This window comes from Polaromonas jejuensis NBRC 106434 (genome assembly GCF_001598235.1).
GTDB classification, from domain to species: Bacteria; Pseudomonadota; Gammaproteobacteria; order Burkholderiales; family Burkholderiaceae_C; genus Polaromonas; species Polaromonas jejuensis.
The window spans coordinates 144601-164037 of the sequence record NZ_BCYO01000007.1 but is presented as its reverse complement, the minus strand read 5'-3'; the positions used below and the strand labels follow the sequence as shown (position 1 = coordinate 164037).

At 64.6% G+C, this 19437-nt stretch carries 18 protein-coding genes; 12 read left to right on the top strand and 6 right to left on the bottom strand.

What is annotated here, in order from left to right:
- The first annotated feature begins 10 nt into the window (after positions 1-10).
- From PJE01S_RS11080 to PJE01S_RS11065, 4 genes are all read left to right on the top strand, one after another.
- The gene (locus PJE01S_RS11080) at positions 11-1750 is read left to right on the top strand and encodes an ABC transporter permease (protein WP_068833663.1); all 1740 of its coding nucleotides are present in this window, start codon (positions 11-13) and stop codon (positions 1748-1750) included.
- Positions 1751-1771: 21 nt separating this feature from the next.
- Positions 1772-2860 (top strand): ABC transporter ATP-binding protein, encoded by a 1089-nt coding sequence (locus tag PJE01S_RS11075; RefSeq protein WP_068833727.1) that lies wholly within the window; start codon positions 1772-1774, stop codon positions 2858-2860.
- 23 nt (positions 2861-2883) lie between these two features.
- Positions 2884-3768, top strand: coding sequence for a LysR family transcriptional regulator (locus PJE01S_RS11070; RefSeq protein WP_068833662.1), 885 nt, complete (start codon positions 2884-2886; stop codon positions 3766-3768).
- A gap of 262 nt (positions 3769-4030) precedes the next feature.
- A complete protein-coding gene (locus PJE01S_RS11065) occupies positions 4031-4729 on the top strand; it encodes an acid phosphatase (RefSeq protein WP_068833661.1) in 699 nt (232 codons plus the stop codon).
- 148 nt (positions 4730-4877) lie between these two features.
- Here the strand turns inward: PJE01S_RS11065 and PJE01S_RS11060 are convergent, their stop codons facing one another.
- Positions 4878-5534 (bottom strand): YiaD family glycine zipper/OmpA-like lipoprotein, encoded by a 657-nt coding sequence (locus tag PJE01S_RS11060; protein ID WP_068833660.1) that lies wholly within the window; start codon positions 5532-5534, stop codon positions 4878-4880.
- Between the two features lie 219 nt (positions 5535-5753).
- Between PJE01S_RS11060 and PJE01S_RS11055 the strand changes: the two genes are divergently transcribed.
- The gene (locus tag PJE01S_RS11055) at positions 5754-6818 is read left to right on the top strand and encodes an aldo/keto reductase (RefSeq protein ID WP_068833659.1); all 1065 of its coding nucleotides are present in this window, start codon (positions 5754-5756) and stop codon (positions 6816-6818) included.
- A 115-nt stretch (positions 6819-6933) separates the two neighbouring features.
- On the opposite strand, the gene PJE01S_RS11050 is transcribed toward PJE01S_RS11055, so the two are convergent.
- From PJE01S_RS11050 to PJE01S_RS11040, 3 genes are read right to left on the bottom strand one after another with little or no spacing between them, the layout of a single operon-like run.
- Complete coding sequence (locus PJE01S_RS11050; protein WP_068833658.1) at positions 6934-7668, bottom strand: amino acid ABC transporter ATP-binding protein; 735 nt, start codon at positions 7666-7668, stop codon at positions 6934-6936.
- 58 nt (positions 7669-7726) lie between these two features.
- The gene (locus tag PJE01S_RS11045) at positions 7727-8977 is read right to left on the bottom strand and encodes a M20/M25/M40 family metallo-hydrolase (protein ID WP_068833657.1); all 1251 of its coding nucleotides are present in this window, start codon (positions 8975-8977) and stop codon (positions 7727-7729) included.
- 13 nt (positions 8978-8990) lie between these two features.
- A complete protein-coding gene (locus tag PJE01S_RS11040) occupies positions 8991-11939 on the bottom strand; it encodes an FAD-dependent oxidoreductase (RefSeq protein ID WP_068833656.1) in 2949 nt (982 codons plus the stop codon).
- A 116-nt stretch (positions 11940-12055) separates the two neighbouring features.
- Here PJE01S_RS11040 and dapA point away from each other — a divergent pair, with 116 nt between their 5' ends.
- From dapA to plsY, 7 genes are all read left to right on the top strand, one after another.
- Positions 12056-12952 carry a 4-hydroxy-tetrahydrodipicolinate synthase gene (gene dapA, locus PJE01S_RS11035; protein ID WP_068833655.1) on the top strand — a complete coding sequence of 299 codons (897 nt, stop codon included), beginning with the start codon at positions 12056-12058 and terminating at the stop codon, positions 12950-12952.
- A gap of 62 nt (positions 12953-13014) precedes the next feature.
- Complete coding sequence (locus PJE01S_RS11030) at positions 13015-13842, top strand: ABC transporter substrate-binding protein (protein ID WP_245660724.1); 828 nt, start codon at positions 13015-13017, stop codon at positions 13840-13842.
- 89 nt (positions 13843-13931) lie between these two features.
- Positions 13932-14657 (top strand): amino acid ABC transporter permease, encoded by a 726-nt coding sequence (locus tag PJE01S_RS11025; protein WP_068833654.1) that lies wholly within the window; start codon positions 13932-13934, stop codon positions 14655-14657.
- 27 nt (positions 14658-14684) lie between these two features.
- Positions 14685-16139 carry a dihydropyrimidinase gene (gene hydA / locus PJE01S_RS11020; protein ID WP_068833725.1) on the top strand — a complete coding sequence of 485 codons (1455 nt, stop codon included), beginning with the start codon at positions 14685-14687 and terminating at the stop codon, positions 16137-16139.
- 49 nt (positions 16140-16188) lie between these two features.
- Positions 16189-16872 carry a GntR family transcriptional regulator gene (locus PJE01S_RS11015; protein ID WP_084389470.1) on the top strand — a complete coding sequence of 228 codons (684 nt, stop codon included), beginning with the start codon at positions 16189-16191 and terminating at the stop codon, positions 16870-16872.
- 119 nt (positions 16873-16991) lie between these two features.
- Positions 16992-17483, top strand: a complete 492-nt coding sequence (locus PJE01S_RS11010) for an aminoacyl-tRNA deacylase (protein ID WP_068833652.1) — start codon at positions 16992-16994, stop codon at positions 17481-17483.
- A 21-nt stretch (positions 17484-17504) separates the two neighbouring features.
- A complete protein-coding gene (gene plsY / locus PJE01S_RS11005) occupies positions 17505-18143 on the top strand; it encodes a glycerol-3-phosphate 1-O-acyltransferase PlsY (protein ID WP_084389469.1) in 639 nt (212 codons plus the stop codon).
- Between the two features lie 96 nt (positions 18144-18239).
- Here plsY and PJE01S_RS11000 read toward each other — a convergent pair whose 3' ends face one another.
- Both PJE01S_RS11000 and PJE01S_RS10995 read right to left on the bottom strand, forming a co-directional pair.
- On the bottom strand, positions 18240-18893 hold the full coding sequence (locus PJE01S_RS11000; protein ID WP_068833724.1) for a retropepsin-like aspartic protease family protein: 654 nt from the start codon (positions 18891-18893) through the stop codon (positions 18240-18242).
- 24 nt (positions 18894-18917) lie between these two features.
- On the bottom strand, positions 18918-19403 hold the full coding sequence (locus tag PJE01S_RS10995; protein ID WP_068833650.1) for a YajQ family cyclic di-GMP-binding protein: 486 nt from the start codon (positions 19401-19403) through the stop codon (positions 18918-18920).
- Positions 19404-19437 lie beyond the last annotated feature (34 nt).

The window sequence follows — 19437 nt, the reverse complement described above, 5'->3', positions numbered from 1 at the left end:
TGCCCCGTCAATGACTTCTTCAACCGTGAACTCGCCGGTGCTGCTGGCACAACCCCGCACCTGGCGGCTGCCGGGCGGGCTGGGCGCCTGGCTGGCCGGCCTCATCATCTTCGCCTTCCTGGCGCTGTTTCTGCTCGCGCCCGTCGGGTCGGTGATCTACACCGCCTTCGTGACGGAAGAGGGGCGGCTCACCTTGGGCCATTTCGCCAACTTCTTCGGGCAGTCCCTGTTCAGGGAGTCCTTCGTCAACAGCATGCTGGTGGCCGTGTTCTCCGTGGTGTTCGCCTCGCTTATCGCGATCCCCCTGGCCTACCTGACGGTGCGTTTTGAGTTCCGCGGCGCGCTGGTCATCCAGACGCTGGGCATCCTGCCGCTGATCATGCCGCCCTTCGTGGGCGCCGTGGCTTTGCAGCTGATCTTCGGGCGCAGCGGCTCGGTCAACCTGCTGCTCGACCAATGGTTCGGCTTCACCATCCCGGTCATGGAAGGCCTGGGCGGCATCATCTTCGTCGAGAGCCTGCACTACTTCCCGTTCATCCTGCTGAACCTGGTGGCGTCCCTGCGCAACATCGATGGCGCCATGGAAGAGTCCGCGCAAAACCTGGGCTGCACCGGTTTCAGGCTGTTCCGCCGCGTGATTTTCCCGCTGGCCATGCCCGGCTTCCTGGCGGGGGCGTCCCTGGTCTTCGTGAAGGTGTTCGACGACCTGGGCACGCCGCTGGTGATGGGCACGACCAATATGCTCGCGCCCCAGGCCTATCTGCGCATCACGTCCGTGGGCGTGGACGACCCGCTGGGCTATGTGATCAGCGTCATCATGATTGCCTTTTCCATCCTGGCCATGTGGCTGGCGGCCCGGGTCATGAAGGGGCGCGACTACTCGACCCTGCAAAAGGGCGGCAACAGCATCCAGCGGCGCAAGCTGACGGCCTGGCAGTCCGCCATCGCCTACTTCTGGATAGGGCTGGTGCTGGTGGTGGTGCTGTCGCCGCACCTGGGCATCCTGCTGATGAGCTTTGCCAAGGTCTGGAGTTTTTCCGTCCTGCCGGATGCCTTTACGCTGCAGCACTACGCTACCGTGTTCAGCGACTCCAGTCGGATGATCCACAACACGCTGCTGTACTGCGGCCTGGCCGCCGGGCTGGACGTGGTCATCGGCACGGCCATTGCCTACCTGATCCTGCGCACCCGGCTGCCGGCGCGCCAGTGGCTGGACTGGGCCTCGTCGATTGCGCTGGCGATTCCCGGCCTGGTGCTGGCGATTGGCTACCTGCGCATCTTCAAGGGCATGGCGGTTCCGTTCAGCGACACGCCCATCACCGCCACCTGGGTGCTGATCATGATTGCCTATGCCGTGCGACGCCTGCCCTACGCCTTGCGTTCCTGCTACGCGGCGCTGCAGCAGGTGCACATCTCGCTGGAGGAGTCGGCCCAGAGCCTGGGCGCCAACCGGCTCAGCACGATACGCCGCATCGTGGTGCCGCTCATGGCCGGCGGTATCCTTGCCGGTTTTGTCACCAGCTTCATCACCGCTGCCGTGGAACTGTCGGCCACCATCATGCTGACCACGACCGAGTCGAACGCGCCCATGAGCTACGGCATCTACCTGTACATGCAGAGCGTCTCGGGCCGCGGCCCCGGCTCGGCCCTGGGCGTGATCGCCGTGGTGGTCGTCGCCGTGGGCACCTATCTATCCCACTGGGTGGCTGAGCGCTCCAATGCGCGCACGGCCGCCCGCCACGAAGACTGAGAGTAAACCATGTTGAAACCCTTGAAAAAAGTGGGCGTTGTTGCCAAACACCTTTCCCTGAGCTACGGAAAAACCGAAGTCCTGAAAGACATCACCCTGTCGGTGGAGCCCGGCGAGTTTTTCGCGCTGCTGGGCCCCAGCGGCTCGGGCAAGTCCACCTTGCTGCGCCTGATCGCCGGCTTCAACCAGCACCAGGGCGGCTCGCTGCTGATCGACGGCAAGGACGTCTCGGGCACACCCCCGCACCTGCGCAACGTCGGCATGGTGTTCCAGAACTACGCGCTGTGGCCCCACATGACCGTCTGGGACAACGTCGCGTTCGGCCTGGTGGAGAGGAAAGTTGATAAGAAAACCATCCAGCAGAAAGTCGAGGATGCGCTGGACCTGGTGGGCCTGAAACAGTACGCCAAGCGGCGGCCTTCCATGCTGTCGGGTGGCCAGCAGCAGCGCGTCGCGCTGGCGCGCACCATCGTGATCGAGCCGCAGGTGCTGCTGCTGGACGAGCCCTTGTCCAACCTGGACAAGCAGTTGCGCGTGCAAATGCGCGAGGAGCTCAAGAACCTGCAGCGCACCTTGGGCATCACGACGATTTTCGTGACGCACGACCAGGAAGAGGCCATGACCACGGCCGACCGCATGGCCGTGCTCGACAAGGGCATCCTGCAACAGGTCGGCACCGCCGCCGGGCTGTTCGATTTCCCGGGCAACCGCTTCGTGGCGGGCTTCGTCGGCACGGCCAACCTGCTGGAGGGCCACATCAGCCATGTCAATGGCGAGACCATGAGCTTCAACGTGAACGGCCTGGGCCCGCTGACCTTCCCGCATCCGCCCGAATCGACCCTGCGCCCCGGCGCGGCGGCCATGGCGTTCAGGCCGCACCAGGTCAGCATCCGGGTGCGCGACGAGCAGGTGGACGCTTCCCGCGTCTGGGTCGAGGGGCGCGTGGAAAGCTCCGAATTCCTCGGCGAGTTCTCGCGCTACCGCGTGCGCGTGGGCGAGGTGGCCATGGTGGCCGACCAGGCGCACTACTCGGGGCTGGCCATGTTCCCGCCAGGCGCCGAGGTGCGGCTCGGCATCGAGCCGACGCAGGTCCGCTTTCTCGACAACTGAACGACGACCCCGCGTCGCCGCTCATGGAAATCTACCAACTGCGCGCCTTCGTCACCGTGGCCAAGCTGGGCCATCTGACACGGGCCGCCGAAGTGCTGCACGTGACGCAGCCGGCCGTCACGGCCCAGATCAAGGCGCTGGAGGAGGAACTGGGCCTCACCCTGTTCGACAGGCGGCCGGGCCGCATCACGCTGACCAAGGCGGGCGAGCTGATGCTGGCCGACGCGGAGCAGGTGCTGGCCGCGGCCGGGTCGCTGCTCGGCAAGGCCATGGAACTGAAAGGCAAGGTCACGGGCTCGCTCGTCATCGGCACGGTCGGCGACCCGGATTCATTGCGGCTGGGTTCGCTGCTCAACTCGCTGGTGCGGACGCTGCCCTTGCTCGACATCAAGACGCGCCACGGCCATGCCGAGGAGCTGCGTGATCTCGTGGCGGCCGAAGCGCTGCAGGGCGCGTTCTACATCGGGCCCAATATCCCGCGCGAAGTGCTGGGCGTGCCGCTGCAGACCATCCAGTACCGCATTGCGGGGCCGTTCGGCTTTCGCCCGCGCCTGCTGCATGCGGGCTGGCGCGAGATTGCCGGCATGCCGTGGATAGGCGCGCCGGCCCAGCACCATGCGCAGACCCTGCTCAAGGACATGTTCGCCCGCCAGGGGCTGACGCCCAATACCGTGCTGGAGTCGGATGAGGCCGCCTCGCCGCACAGCCTGGTGCGTTCGGGTGTGGGCCTGGCGTTGCTGCGCGAAGACATCGCGGTGCCGGCCAGCGAGCGCGACGAGGTGGTGATCTGGCCGCACACGCGCGTGGCGGCGCTGCTGAGCTTCATTTACCCCAAAACCGCGGAGCACGACCCGGCGGTGATCGCGACCCTGTCGCAGCTGCGGACCATCTGGGGGGTGTCGCACTGAGCGCGTGAGAGTTTTTCGATTTCACTCCCTCTCCCTCTGGGAGAGGGCGGGGGTGAGGGCCGGCGAGTGGCCACGACAGGGGCGCGCGGCCCCTCTCCCCAAAGGGGCGAGGGAGGAAATACCGTCGCTTCGAAAAACTCTCAGCCTCTGAGCGCGTCCGCACCGTGATCGCTGGCGATATTTTGTTTTGACCCGTCTTGTGAGGAATTCCGCGCCGCCCGGTTGGCGGCTGATGCATAAGCGTAGACCGAAGGAGAGATGAATGAGGAGACTGGCCAATTTGCTGTTGTGTGGCGCCTTCGTGGCTTTTGGAAGCACGGCCGTGCTGGCGAAAGAGGAGCAGTCGCTCTATCTTTCCGTGGAACAGCTCGATTCGACCCGCTTCCTGGCGCCACCGCCAAGCGCGGAGGTTGCACGCCGGGAAATCGAATGGATGCTGGATCTGCAGAAGAAGCGGACGCCGGAGCAGGCGGCCCGGTCGGCGGCCGACCTGGAACAGAGCGTCTTCCGTTTCGCGGATGTCATGGGGCCGGCGTTCACCGAGCAAAACCTGCCGGCGGCGGCGAAGTTCTTCAAAAGGCTTTACAAGACCGAGAGCGCGTTCAACAAGCAGGGCAAGGACATGTGGGCGCGCCCGCGTCCGCCCGTGGTCGACAAACGCCTCGAACCGGTCGCCAAGTATTCCAACAGCGGGTCTTACCCGAGCGGGCATTCCACGTTTGGCTTTCTCACCGGCATTGCGCTGGCCGACATGGTGCCGGAGAAACGGACGCAGATCTTCGAGCGCGCCAAGGAATTCGGCGACAACCGGGTGCTGGGCGGCGTTCACTACCCCAGCGACGTCGAAGCGGGCCGGCAGCTGGCCGTGATGATCGCGGTGCTCGCGCAGCAGAACGCCGAGTACCGCCGGGACTTCGCCGCCGCCAAGTCCGAATTGCGCGGCGTGCTCGGGCTGCCGTGAGGTCTTGTGCGCGCCCGAGTGCCGCTTTTTCGCTGTCGCAATTCGAGATAAAAATCCGCATTGGAACTGGCACCGATCGGTTGGGTTGCCATCCTGCAAAACAAAAAGCACCCGAAGGTGCTTGAGAAGGAAGCGCGGGGCGCCGGGATTATCGGCCTGCGACCCGCTCCGCCACATAGATTTCGACGCGGCGGTTTTTGTCACGGCCGGCCTGCGTGCTGTTGTCGGCGACCGGTTCGCGCGAACCGCGTCCGTCCGTGGCGATGCGGGTTGCGGCCACACCACGGCTGACGAGGTAGTCGCGGGCCGCATTGGCACGGTCGAAGGACAGGGGGTTGTTGATGGCGTCGGTACCGGTGTTGTCGGTATGGCCAATGATGGTCACCGTGGTGACCGGATTCTGGTTCAGGCTGGTGGCGAAGTGGTTCAGCACCGGTGCGAAGTTGGGCTTGATGGCCGCGCGGCCCACGTCAAACGACACATCGCTGGGGATGTCCAGCTTCAGGCGATTGTCGGCGGTCTGGCTGACGGCGACACCGGTGCCCGCGGTGGCTTTCTCCATGGCCGCTTTCTGGTCCTGCATTTTCTTGGACCAGATGTAGCCGCCGCCGGCGCCCAGGGCGCCGCCCAGCACGGCTCCGGTAGCGGCGCCTTTGGAGCCGTCGGTCGCCGCACCCAGCAGGGCACCAGCGACGGCACCAATGCCGGCGCCCTTGGCCGTGTCCTGCTGTGTTTGGCTCATGTCGGCGCAGGCCGTCAGGGCCAGTGCAGCGCAGATCAGGGATGTGATGAAGGGTGTTTTCATGAAGATGCTCCTCGGAATGGGTAAATGGGACAGGGCGAGTTAACACCGCTGATGGAGGAATCCTACTGCTCAAATGCGCAGGTGTTGTAAGACAAGGGCGCGAATTGCTGAGCCGCAAATGGTCATTCAAGGCCTTAAACTAAGGCTTTGTGAGTTCCGTCACCGATCGTCTGTCTCCTCTTCACGGGGGACTGTTCACTAATTTCCAGCCTCATTCCCATGAATAAAGTTCAACTCGGCAGCAGTGATTTGCACGTCACGCCCATTTGCCTGGGCACCATGACTTTTGGCGAGCAGGTCGATGAAGCCACTGCCCATCGCATACTCGACCGCTCGCTGGAGCGGGGCATCAATTTTCTCGACACCGCCGAGATGTATTCGGTGCCGGCACGGGCCGAAACCTTTGGCGCCACCGAGACCATACTCGGCAACTGGTTCGCCAAACATCCCTCCGCCCGCGGCCAGCTGGTGCTGGCCAGCAAGGTGGCCGGCCCGGCGCGCGGCATGCCCTGGATTCGCAACGGCAGCACCGACCTCACCGCCGCAGACATCGTGGGCGCCTGCAATGACAGCCTCAAGCGCCTGAAGACCGATGTGATTGACCTCTACCAGATTCACTGGCCGGCACGCCATGTGCCGGCGTTTGGCGCCTTGTACTTCGACCCGGCCAAGGACAAGGCGGTGTCGTCGATTCATCAGCAGCTCGAAGCGCTGGCCGGCCTCGTCAGGGCGGGCAAGGTGCGCGCCATAGGCCTGTCCAATGAAACGCCTTATGGCGTGCACGAGTTTGTGCGCCTGGCCGAGCAGCACGGCCTGCCGCGCGTGGCCACCGTGCAAAACCCCTATTGCCTGGTCAACCGCACGGTGGAAAACGGCCTGGACGAAACCATGCACCGCCTGGGCGTCTCGCTGCTGGCTTATTCGCCGCTGGCCTTTGGCCTGCTGACCGGCAAATACGACCAGTCGGGCATTGACGGCCCCGATGCGCCCAAAGATGCGCGCATCGCCAAGTTTGAATCGGTGCGCATGCAGCGCTGGGGCCGTCCCGAGGCGCTGGCCGCCGCGCGGCGCTACAACGCCCTGGCGCGTGCGCATGGCCTCACGCCCTCGCAGCTGGCGCTGGCGTTTTGCTACACCAAATGGCAGGTGGCCAGCACCATCATCGGAGTGACTTCCGTGGCGCAACTCGATGAAGACCTGGATGCTCACGGCACCACCCTGTCACCTGAAGTGCTGGCCGAGATTGACAAGATCCGCTGGGAAGCACGCGACCCGGCCCTGTAAGCCGGTTGCTATTGATTGAATAGCTTCTGACATAGGCGGAATAAGTGCTGGCGGCCTAAAGCCTATGCGGCGCATGTGCACCTGCATGAGGTACCCCAAAACCATGTCGGTTCTATCAATGCTGAAGTATCTTGGATAGAAACTGCTGTGCCCGTTCGCTGCGGGCGTGGGGGCTGCCAAAGAACGATTCCTTGTCGCAGTCCTCCACAATCGCACCCCGGTCCATGAAGATGACGCGGTGCGCCACCTTGCGTGCAAAGCCCATTTCGTGGGTCACGCACATCATGGTCATGCCGTCGCTGGCGAGCTGCACCATGACGTCGAGCACTTCGTTGACCATCTCGGGGTCCAGCGCCGAGGTGGGTTCGTCAAACAGCATGGCGATGGGGTCCATAGCCAGGGCCCGGGCAATCGCCACCCGTTGCTGCTGGCCGCCCGAGAGCTGGGCCGGAAATTTGTGCGCATGGGCCGACAGGCCGACACGTTCCAGTAAGACCAGGGCCTTGCGCCGGGCTTCGCTCTCGCTGCGTTTGAGGACCCGGATCTGCGGCAAGGTGAGGTTCTCCGTGATCGACAGGTGCGGGAACAGCTCGAAATGCTGGAACACCATGCCGACGCGCGAGCGCAGCTGGTTGAGGTTGATCTTGGGGTTGGTGACCGAGACACCGTCCACCACGATGTCGCCTTGCTGGATCGACTCCAGCGCGTTGACGCATTTGATGAGGGTGGATTTGCCCGAGCCCGACGGGCCGCACACCACCACCACCTCGCCCTTGCGGATCCGGGTGCTGCAGTCGCTCAGCACCTGGAAGCTGCCATACCATTTGCTGACATTGTTGATGTTGATCATTTCAATACTTTCTGTGCGGTCCTGAGCGGTTGAGGGGGCCTGCGGTGCAGCTGCGGCTTCAGCCGGTCAGCAGTTCCAGCAGGACGTTGGCCACCACCTGCGTGGCCTGTTGCAGTTCCAGCAGCGGCACTCGCTCATCGGCGCGGTGGCCGTTGGCTGCCAGCAGCGTGGCCGGGCCGGCGCCGTACATCACGGTGGGAATGCCGGCTTCGCTGTAGAGCCGGGCATCGGTGTACAGCGGTACGCCTATCGGTGTCACCGGTGTGCCCAGCACGGCGCTGCCTTCGCGGCACACCAGATCGGTGAGGGCCTGCGCGCCGGCCACGGGCTTGAACGGCCGGGCCAGCAGGATTTGCGTGACCTCGACCTGGATGCCGGCGAGCTGGCGCACCGACGCGGCAACCACCTCGCGCAACTCGGCTTCGACCTGCTCCGGCACTTCCTCGGGCACGATGCGGCGGTCGACGCGCAGGGTCACCATATCGGGCACGACATTGGTGTTGATGCCGCCCTTGACCAGCCCGACCACCAGGGTCGGGTGGGTGATGCCGGGGGTGCGGGACGGGCGATCGGCCAGGCTGTCGCGGTAGCGGTACAGCGCGGCCAGCAAGGGCACGCTGGCCTCGATGGCGTCGCTGCCGGTCTCGGGCCAGGCGGCGTGGGCGGATCGGCCGCGCAGCGTGATTTCCAGGTGCAGGCAGCCGTTGTGCGCGGTCACCACATGGTGCGAGAAGGCCGCCGACAGCACGTAGTCGGGCTTGGACAGCCCTTGCTGCAGGATCCAGTGCGGGCCGGTCATGCCGCCGGTTTCCTCGTCGTAGGTGAAGTGCAGCTCCACCTGGCCCTTGAGCGCCACGCCGGAGAGGGATTTCAGCGCGCGCAAGGCGTAGGCGTAGGTGGTGAAGTCCGACTTGGACACGGCCGCGCCGCGGCCGTACAGCCAGCCGTCGCGGATCTCGCCGCTGTAGGGGCTGGCGGTCCAGCCCTCGCCCGGGGGAACCACATCGCCATGGGCGTTCATGGCCACCACCGGGCCACCGTCGCCGAACTTTTCCCGCACGATCAGGTTGGTGACACTCTGCATGCCGTGCTGCTGCGCCAGGGCCTGCGGCACCGCATGGCGCTCCACCGCAAAGCCCATCTCCGCGAGCCACTGCGCCGTGACCAGCGCATGCGGTGCGCAGTCGCCGGGCGGGTTGTCGGACGGGCATTGCACCAGGCGGGCGAGGGCGCGGACCTGCTCTTCAAAATGCTGCTCTATGAAGCCACGCATGGCGTCTTTGGCGGATGGCGGGGTCTGGGTTTTCATAGTTGTCATGGGCTTAGTTGAAACGTTCGATGCGATAGGGTTGGATGTCGATGTCGGTACGCCCGCGCACCAGCAGGTCGGCCACCAGGCTGGCGGCGATCGGCGCCAGGGTGTAGCCGTTCGAGGTGACGGCGTTGAAGAAGCCCGGCACGCCAGGCACCTCGCCCAGGATGGGGGCGCCGTCGATGTTGACGTTCATGCCGGCCCAGCAGCGGACCACATGCAGGCCGGCCAGGGCGGGCAGCACCTGGTTGGCCACCCACAGATTGCCTTCGATGCTGCTGCGTTCGGCGTGGTTCAGGCGCATGCCGGCATCAAACGCCGCGGTCCAGCCGCCGCCGATGATGAGGCCGCCGGTGGCCGCCTGTTTCATGCTGAGGTGGCGGTCGGCGTGGGCAATCAGGTGGCTGACCAGGGGCGGCGCCGGTTCGGTCACGATCATCTGCAGCGGCGCGCCCTTGACCGGCACTTTGACGCCCAGCATCGCACCCACGGCGCTGGACCAGGCGCCGCTGGCGTTGACGATGCGGCCGGCGCGTATCGTGCCGCGCGAGGTGTGCACGGTGAAGCCCGCGCCATCGCCTGCGTGGCGCTCGATCCGCTCCACGTTGCAGCCACGGATGAAGCGGGCGCCGCGCTGCATCGCCTTGGCCGCCACCGCATAGGTGGCACGCAAGGGGTTGATCTTGCCTTCCATCGGGCACCATCCGGCGCCCAGCAAGCTGGGCGACAAGGCCGGGGACAGGCGGCGCAACTCGTTGCCGTCCACCACATGGGCTTCTATGCCGTGGCTGCGCTCCAGCGCCGCCTTGGCCTGCAGGAATGCCATGCCTTGGGCGCTGTCGGCCACCATCAGGCCGCCGGTGATTTTGACTTCCAGGTCTTCGCCGCAATCTTCCTGGATCTGTTGCCACAGCTTGACCGACAGCGGTCCCAGCGGCAGCGTGGCAGCGGCCGGGCCACCGCCTTCCTGCGCTTTGGCGCCAAAGTCGAACGAGAGCAGTTGCACATGCAGGCTGCCCGCGTTGGCGCCGGAGGCCTGCAGGTTGATGTCGTCGCGGTCCACCACCAGCACGTCCTGGCCTGCGCGCGCGAGAAAGTAGGCGAGGTTGGCCCCCAGCACGCCGCCGCCAATCACCAGCACATCGACTTTTTTCTCCGCCAGCGGTGCGTCTTCCACCGGGTGGGCCAGATTGGGCGTGATGGCCGGGCGGTGGCCGCCCCATTCCGGCTTTTCGAAGCCCAGGGCGCCCGCGGGCACGGGCCGGGTCGGCGCGCGCGGGGCGAAGTACTGTTCCACGCTGTTGGGCCGGCCGGTGATTTCGTGCACCAGGCGCGCCGCCACGTTGGCGCAGTAGCGGCCCTGGCATCGGCCCATGCCCAGGCGGGTGTTGCGCTTGATGGCGGCCAGGGTGTCGCGGCCCGCCGCAATCTGGGCGCGTACCGAGCCGAACGTGATGTCTTCGCAGCGGCACAGCAAGGTCTCGTCGGGTACCTGCCGCAGACTGACCGGCGGCGCCTGGTAGAGCGACCAGAGCGCGTGCTGGAAGGCCAGTCCCCGCTGCAGCGCCTGCAGGCTGTGCGCCGGTGGAGGTGCGGCATGGCCTAGCTGGCGTGCGGCGGCGCAGCCTGCCAAGCTGCCGCGCGCCAATGCCACGCGCGAGCCGCCCAGGTCGGCGCCGTCGCCCACCACAAAGACGCCGGGGATGCTGGTGCGCCCGTCTTCGTCGGTCACGGTGGCCAAGTAGCCCAGGTGGCGCGCTACCAACCGGTGCTGGCAGCCCAGCATGCGGGCCAGTTCGGTGGAGGGGATGAATCCGTAGCCCACACACAAGGCGTCGGCCTGGAATCGCTGTTCGCTGCCCGCCACGGCCTGGCCCTGCGCATCGAGCCGCGCCGCATGCACGGTGTGCAGGCTGTCCTTGCCCTCGGCCGCGACCACCGCGTGGCCCCACAGCACCGGGACGCCGTGGCGGCGCAGTAACGCCAGGTAGCGGGCGCCGTCCAGCAGCAAGTCCGGCCCGGTGCGGCTGGCCTGAACCAGCTCGCGCCATTGCGCAAAGCCGGGCCGGGGGGCGCTTTCCAGCACGGCCAGTACCTTGGCGCCTCCTGCGAGCAACTCGGCCGCGAGTTGCAGGTTCAAGGGGCCGTTGCCGGCGATCACCACGCGCTGGCCGGGTGACACGCGGTAGGCGCGGGCCAGGGTCTGACCCGCGCCGGTGCTCATCACGCCAGGCAAGGTCCAGCCGGGAAAGGAAACGGGCCGCTCGTACGCACCCGGCGCAATGACCAACTGCTTGCAATGGAATACCGTGGCGCGGCCTTCGATGATGGCGCCTACTTCGGTGGCCGAAAACGCGGCCCATACCTGGGCACTTTGCCGGATATCCACCCCTGCCGCCTGCGCTTCCCGGGTCAGCGCAAGACCACCGGCGAACTGCTTGTCAGCTGGTTTGGCGGCTTGGTGCGAGAGCGCCAGCGGCTTGTAAAACTGCCCGCCGGTCTGCAGGCGTTCGTCCAGCACCGTGGCGCTGGCACCGCTTTTGCATGCTGCGATGGCGGCGGACAAGCCCGCCGGGCCGGCGCCAATTACCAGCACATCAACCGTGATGGCGGCCGGCGCCGCATGGGGCGGTGGCGTTAGCGGATGCAGCTGGGGGGCGTTCTCTGTCACTGGCGAGCTTGCGGATTGCACGATTTGCCCGGCTTGCGCCTTGGTCATGCAGGCGCGCTGGCTGGCCAGGCCGTCCACGGTGACCAGGCATTCATGGCAGGCCCCCATGCCGCAGTACAGGCCGCGCCGCTGACCATCCCGGGTGCGGCGCAAGGCCTGGATGCCGCTGGCAGCCAGGGCGGCGGCAATGGTTTCGCCCTCCAAGGCCGGCACGGCCTGGCCGTCGTAAGAGAAGTGCAGGGGCGTGCCGGTGCAAGGTATCAGGGGGTGGGTGAGGTGCGCCGCCATGGTGGACGAATATTTGTAAACAGGCTTGACTTGGTGAAACGTATACGTATACTACACGTATACATCAAAAAAGCAAGTCGCAAAAACTGCTTTCCACACCAGAAGTGAAGCCAAACATGAGCAAATTCCGCGGTACCTACACCGTCCTGATCACCCCTTTGACGGCGGACGGCAAGCATGTCGATGTGCCCGCCCTGCAGCGGCTGGTGGACTGGCAGATAGAGCAGGGCATCCACGGGCTGATTCCACTGGGCAGCACGGGGGAGTTCCTGTCGCTGACGCCGGGTGAACGCCAACTGGTCATCGACACCTGCATCAAGACCGCGAACAAGCGGGTGCCGGTGCTGATCGGTACCGGCGCGGAGTGGACCGATGAATGCGTCCGTCTCAGCAAGGAGGCGCAGGAGATGGGCGCCGATGGCGTGATGGTCATTCCGCCTTTCTATTCGTGCCCTACGGAAGACGAGCTGTTTGCGCACTACCGCAAGGTAGGCGAGGCGATCAGCATTCCCATCATGCTGTACAACAATCCGGCCACGGCCAATGTGGACCTGACGCCGCCTATCGTGGCGCGCCTGGCGCAGATCGACAACTGCTGCTATATCAAGGAGTCCACGCTGGAAGTCACCCGCGTGCGCGACATCATCGACCTGTGCGGCGACCGCATGACGGTGTTTGCCGGCATTCTGGGCTACGAATCTTTCTGGCTGGGCGCCCAGGGCTGGGTGGCGGTCTGCTCCAACCTGATTCCACACATGTCAGCCCGCCTGTTCGAGCTGGTGGCCGACGAAAAAGACATGGACCAGGCCCTGGCCCTGTACCAAAAAATGCTGCCCATCGTGAAGTGGGTCGGCGGCCACCGCTATGTGGCCGCCTCGAAAGACGCGCTGGACATGATGGGTCTGCCGGTGGGCAAGCCCCGCGCGCCGCGCCTGCCCCTGCCTGCAGCCGACGCGGCCGAGCTGCGCCGCGCGCTCGACAAGCTGGGCCTGCTGAACTCGATTTCCCGTTGAACCTCTGCCAGATCTCGCCGCCCTTGCCTTAACCACCTCCAACCGCTACCAAAGGAACCACCATGATGAAGTTTTCGCTTGCCCTCGTTTCCATCGCCGCCATCTTGGGGGCCACCCAGGCCCAGGCGCAGGACTGCAAATACAGCGTGCCCGAGTCACAGCTGGTGAAGAAAGGCACCTTGACCATGTCCGTCAACCCCACGCTGCCGCCCTTGCAGTACGTGGACCAGACCGGCACGCTCAAGGGCATGCGGGTGGAGCTGGGCGAAGAAATCGCCAAACGCCTGTGCCTCAAGCCGGAATACGTGCGCATCGAGTTTTCGGCCATGGTGCCCGGGCTGCAGGCCGGGCGCTGGGACATGATCAACACCGGCATTTTCTACACCGATGAGCGCGCCAAGCTGATGCAGATGTTGGCGTATGAAGACCAGGCCATCAGCATCTCCACCGCCAAGGGCAATCCCGGCAAGATCAGCAAGGTGGAAGACCTCTCGGGCAAAACCATTGGCGTGGAGCTCGGCGGCTTCGAGGAGCGCAAGACCCGCGAACTCGACAAGCAACTGACCGACAAGGGCTTGAAGGGCATGAACATCCGCACCTTCGAGAACTTTGCCATGTCCTTCCAGTCGCTGCGCGCAGGCCAGGTCGAGGTGGCGTTGTCGATCGACTCCACCGGCGCCGAATACCAGAAGCGTGGCGATTTTGAACGGGTGTTGTCGGGCCTGTTCCCCACCCCCGTGGCGGTCGCGCTGAAGAACAAGCCACTGGCCGACACCGTGGCCAAGGTGCTGAACGACATGCGCGCCGATGGCAGCTTTCAGAAGCTGTTCACCAGCTACGGCGTGAAGCCGATTGACGGCGCCATCGTCGTCAAAGGCCCGGCGAACTGAAGATCAACCGCACATTCCCTTTAACGTGAAACAACTTTCATGGCTTGGGGTGCTCTGCCCCCAAGTGCATGAAAGTCAGGAGAAATGCAATGGGACAAGGCTGGAGCTGGTCGGGCTTTTTTGAATATCTGTTGAACCCGTTCATCCTGGGGGGCGTGGTCACCACCGTCTGGCTGACGCTGGCGGCGATTGCCGGGGGGCTGGTGCTGGGCTGTCTGCTCGCCCTGGCCCGGCTGTCCAGGAACCGCTGGCTGAACGCGCCCGCGCACTTCTACATCTGGCTGTTTCGCGGTACGCCGCTGATGGTGCAGCTGATCATCATCTACACCGGCCTTCCGCAACTGGGCCTGAAGTTCTCGGTGATCGAATCCGCGCTGCTGGGCCTGATCCTGAACGAGGCCGCCTACCTGGCCGAGATTGTACGGGGCGGCATCCAGTCGATTCCAGTCGGTCAGACCAACGCCGCCCGGGCCATGGGCTTCACCGGGGCCCAGACCCTGCGCGACATCATCCTGCCGCAAGCCATGCGCCTGATCGTGCCGACCCTGGGCAACAGCATCAACGGCTTGCTGAAGACCACCTCGGTGACTTCGGTGATTTCCATGGAAGAGCTGCTGCGCCGCACCCAGGTGCTGATCCAGGAAAAGTTCATGGTGTTGGAACTGTTCCTGGTCGCGGCGCTGTACTACCTGCTGCTCACATCCATATGGGACTTTGTGCAGCGCCGCATCGAGGCCTACTACGGCCGCGCCTACGGCAATGCCAGCGAAGGGCCGGCGCCGATACGCGCTGCCGAGATGATGGAACAACGCTAGCCAACGTCAGCAATAGGAGGCTTGCACGTGGACACTTACGATCTGATCGTTAAAAACGCCGACATCGCCACCTCGGGCGACCGCTACCAGGCCGACATCGGCATACGCGCCGGGCGCATCGTCGCCATCGCCAAGGACCTGTCCGGCGAGGCGGGCGAGGTGATCGATGCCCTGGGGCGCCTGGTCACTCCCGGCGGCGTGGATGGCCATGTGCACCTGGACCAGCCCACCAGCGATGGCGCGGTGTTTTCCGACGACTTCTTCACCGGCACCCGGTCGGCGGCCTGCGGCGGCACCACCACGGTGATTCCGTTTGCGGCGCAGCAAAAAGGCCATTCCCTGCAGGAGGCCGTGGACGACTACCACCGCCGCGCCGACGGCAAGGCGGTGATCGACTATGCCTTCCACCTCATCGTGTCGGACGCCACCCACGCGGTCACGCGCGAAGAACTGCCCCGGCTGATCAGCCAGGGCTACACCTCGCTCAAGATCTACATGACCTATGACGACATGAAGCTGGGCGACCGGCAGATCATCGAGGTGCTGGCCACGGCGCGCCAGCATGGGGCAATGACCATGGTCCATGCCGAGAACAGCGATTGCATAGGCTGGCTGACCGAGCATCTGCTGGCCGCCGGGCTGGCCGCGCCCAGCTACCACGGCAACTCCCGGCCCATGGTCGTGGAACGGGAGGCCACTCACCGCGCCATCGCCCTGTCCGAGCTGGTGGACACGCCGATCCTGATCGTCCATGTGTCGGGCCAGGAAGCGGTCGAGCAAATCCACTGGGCGCGCGGCCGCGGCCTGCCGATTTATGCCGAGACCTGCCCGCAGTATCTGTTCCTGAGTGCCGACGACTTGCAGCCCCAGGGAGATGACCACGCCCACGGCATGCGCTGCATCTGCAGCCCGCCACCACGCGACAAGGGCAACCAGCAGGTGATCTGGAACGGCCTGGCCAATGGCCTGTTCACCATCGTCTCGTCCGACCACGCACCCTTCAATTACCACGGCCCGCGGGGCAAACGCCTGGCTGGGGAACAGGCGCCGTTCAACCAGGTACCCAACGGCATTCCGGGGGTAGAGACCCGGTTGCCGCTGCTGTTGAGTGCGGGCGTGCTGGGCGGGCGTATCGACATCCACCGCTTTGTCGAACTCACCTCCACCAACCCGGCCCGGCTGTACGGCCTGTATCCCAAGAAGGGCACTATTGCCGTGGGCAGTGATGCAGACCTGGTGGTCTGGAACATGTTCGAGCCCGGGCAAGAGCAGGCTCTTACCCACGCGATGCTGCACAGCGCCTGCGACTACACGCCTTACGAAGGCCAGACGCTGCGCTGCTGGCCAGCGCTTACGCTGTCACGCGGGCGCACGGTGTGGCGCGACGGCGTGTTCACGGCCCAGGCGGGTGACGGCCAGTTCCAACCTTGCTTGCGGCCGCGTGAGCCGGTCGCCGGCAGCCCGTTGGCAAAATGGCTGTAAGGAGATAATCCCGGCGAGATAGCCATCCAACCATAAGGTAAACCCAAACATGTCGAGCGTTCTGGAATCGCCCTCTGCCATGCCCCCGCTGGGAGCACTGGAAGTGCGCTCGGCCAGCCTGTCCGAGCAGGCCTACATCCGCATGCGCGAGCTGATCCTGGACCGGAAAATCTCTGCCGGCAGCACGCTGCTGGAGGGGAAGATTGCCGACGAGCTGGGTATCTCCCGAACCCCCATGCGGGAGGCTCTCGGTCGGCTGGCCGGAGAAGGCCTGCTGGTGCGGCGCGATGCGCGGTCGTATTCGGTACGCAGCGTGGGCACCAAGGAATATTTCGACTCCATGCGCACGCGCGAACTGCTGGAGTGCGAGGCGATCGCCCTGGCCATCAACCGCATCGATGAGGCGGACCTGGTGAGCCTGGCTGCAGAGGTGGACGCACTCAATACGGGCCAGCATACCGAAACCGAGCACTGGCACTTCGACGACCGTTTTCACCTCTTCATTGCCCAGGCCAGCGGCAACGTCGTGCTGCCCCGGCTGATCCAGCAATTGCGCGACGACTCACGCCTGTTCCGCCTGCACAGTCCGCTGCACCGCCAGAAAGAAAACCACCACGAACACGGCGAAATCATCCACGCCCTGCGCAAGAAGGACGTGGAGGGCGCCAAGGGCGCCATGCGGGCCCATTTGCGCAGCCTGCAGAACGATGTCCAACGGGTCATCATGGGTTGACGTGCCGCTCAATGAAGTCGGCAACATCAAGCACTGCACTAGATTCACAAAGACCATCCACTGCACCGCAGCGGAAGATGTCACAAACGTTGCTGCGGTGAAGACCAGAAATTTCATATATGGCCAAACAAGAGCATATTTCCGAGACACCGGCCACCCAACTGCTCAAAGCGCAGCGCGTGGCCTTCACCGAGCATGCTTACGCCTACGTGGAGCATGGCGGTGCGCAGCACAGCGCAGAGGTGCTGGGGCTTGACCCTTTCACCGTCGTCAAGACCTTGGTGATGCAGGACCAGGATGCCAAACCCCTGCTGGTGCTGATGCACGGCAACCGCAAGGTCTCGACCAAGAACCTCGCGCGCCAGATCGGCGCCAAATCGGTCGAGCCCTGCAAGCCCGAAGTCGCCAACCGCCACAGCGGTTACCTGGTCGGCGGCACCTCGCCTTTCGGCACGCGCAAGGCGATGCCGGTCTACATCGAGGAAAGCATTCTGGCCCTGTCTAAAATCGCCATCAATGGCGGCCGGCGCGGCTACCTGGTGGGCATTGATCCGCAGGTGTGCGTCACGCTGCTGGGCGCAAAGCCGGTGCACTGTGCATTGGCCGAATAACAGAAACAATGGGAGACGATTTTGGAATACCTGTACTCGATGGGTGCCGCGCTGCTGGCTTATCTGCTCGGCTCGCTGTCATTTGCGGTGATTGTCAGCAAGGCCTTGGGCCTCAAGGACCCACGCAGCTACGGCAGCAAGAACCCGGGCGCCACCAACGTGCTGCGCTCCGGCAGCAAGGCCGCGGCGGTGACCACCCTTTTTCTCGATGGCCTGAAAGGCTGGCTGCCCGTGGTACTGGTCAAGTGGTTTGGCGCGGACTACGGCCTGGGTGACGGTACCGTGGCGGCGGTTGGCCTGGCGGCCTTTCTCGGCCATCTGTACCCGGTATTTTTTCAGTTCAAGGGGGGCAAGGGCGTGGCCACGGCGGCGGGGGTACTGCTGGGCATCAGCTGGCTGCTGGGCCTGGCGACGTTGGCCACCTGGCTGATCGTGGCGTATTTCTCGCGTTACTCCTCGCTGGCGGCGATTGTGGCGGCGGTCTTTGCGCCGCTGTATTACCTGTTCGGCGACCGGGCCGCCTGGTATGTCGACAAGGGCATTCTGGTGGTGGTGTTCGCCATCGCCGTACTGCTGGTGTACCGCCATCGCGAGAACATCAACAAGCTGCTCAAGGGGACAGAGTCCAAGCTGGGGGCTTCCAAAAAACCTGCCAAATAGGTCGCTCGGGCGGTTTTCTCAAGTGAAAATGGCCTGCAACCCAGGAAAAACAAGCGTGGTGAGCTATCAAATAGATAGCGAATTCATCGCCGGGCGCTAGTAGCGCTTGTCCAGCGTCATCAGGTTGTTTTCGCGCTTCATCTGGAAGCGGGACAAAAAGCTGTTGCCCAGCAGCATGTAGGGCATGGCCTGGGGAACAACCACGGCGTCCACGTCGTAGACCTCCACGTCGCCCACGCGCACCGAATTGAGCCGGACGCGAAAGCCCTGGGTGATGCCGTTGGCGGTGGACATGCGCACGGGCTGCCCGTTCTGGTAGCTGATGCCGGCACGGTCCGCATCGGCGGTGCTCATGGCCACGCTGGTGGCGCCGGTGTCCACCATGAACTGCACGGCACGGCCGTTGATCTGGCCTGCCGTCATGAAATGACCACCGCCACTTTCGGTCAGGACAATGCGGGTGCCCCGGCCAGCCGCCGCCGTGTTGCCGCCGGTGCTTACCGGGGCCTCGCCGACCCGCAAGGTGTGGCGTTTGCCCGACTGCTCAATGACGGCCTGGTCACCCGAGGTCGAAATGACCTTGACGCCCTGGTAGGTTTCCCCGGCGGCGACGGATTTGGGCGCACCGCCGTCCACCACCAGCAGGGCCTTGCTGCCCAGCATGCCGGCCAACGCCACGGATTGCGCCTGGACGCTGGAGGCGCCCAGCATGAGCGCAAAGCCCAGGCCCAGGGCTAAAGCGCGTGCCATGGCAGGCGTGGCGGGCATGGGGATTTAGTCCCGAAAGTTGTCGAAGCTCAGCGGCAGGTCGCTGATTTCGGCCCGGATAAGGGCCATCGCGGCCTGCAGGTCGTCGCGCTTGGCGCCCGTCACGCGCACCTTGCCCTCCTGGATGGCGGCCTGCACCTTCATTTTGTGGCCCTTGATGAGCTGCTGGATTTTCTTGGCCTGCTCGGTTTCGATGCCGTCGCGCACCTTGGTGACCTGCTTGACCTTGTCGCCGCCGATTTTTTCGACCTTGCCGATGTCCAGGAAGCGCACGTCAACGCCGGCCTTGGTGAGCTTGTTGCGCAGGATGTCGTGGATCTGGTCGATCTGGAAATCACCATCGCCTGTCAGCGTGATGTCCTTGTCCTTCAGCTCGATGGCGGCGGCGGTGCCCTTGAAGTCAAATCGGGTGCCGATTTCCTTGCTGGTGTTTTCAACGGCGTTTTTGACCTTGACCATATCGGTTTCAAGAACGGTATCAAAGGAAGGCATGGTGTGGGCTTTGCTAAGAAAAAAGAGGTGACAC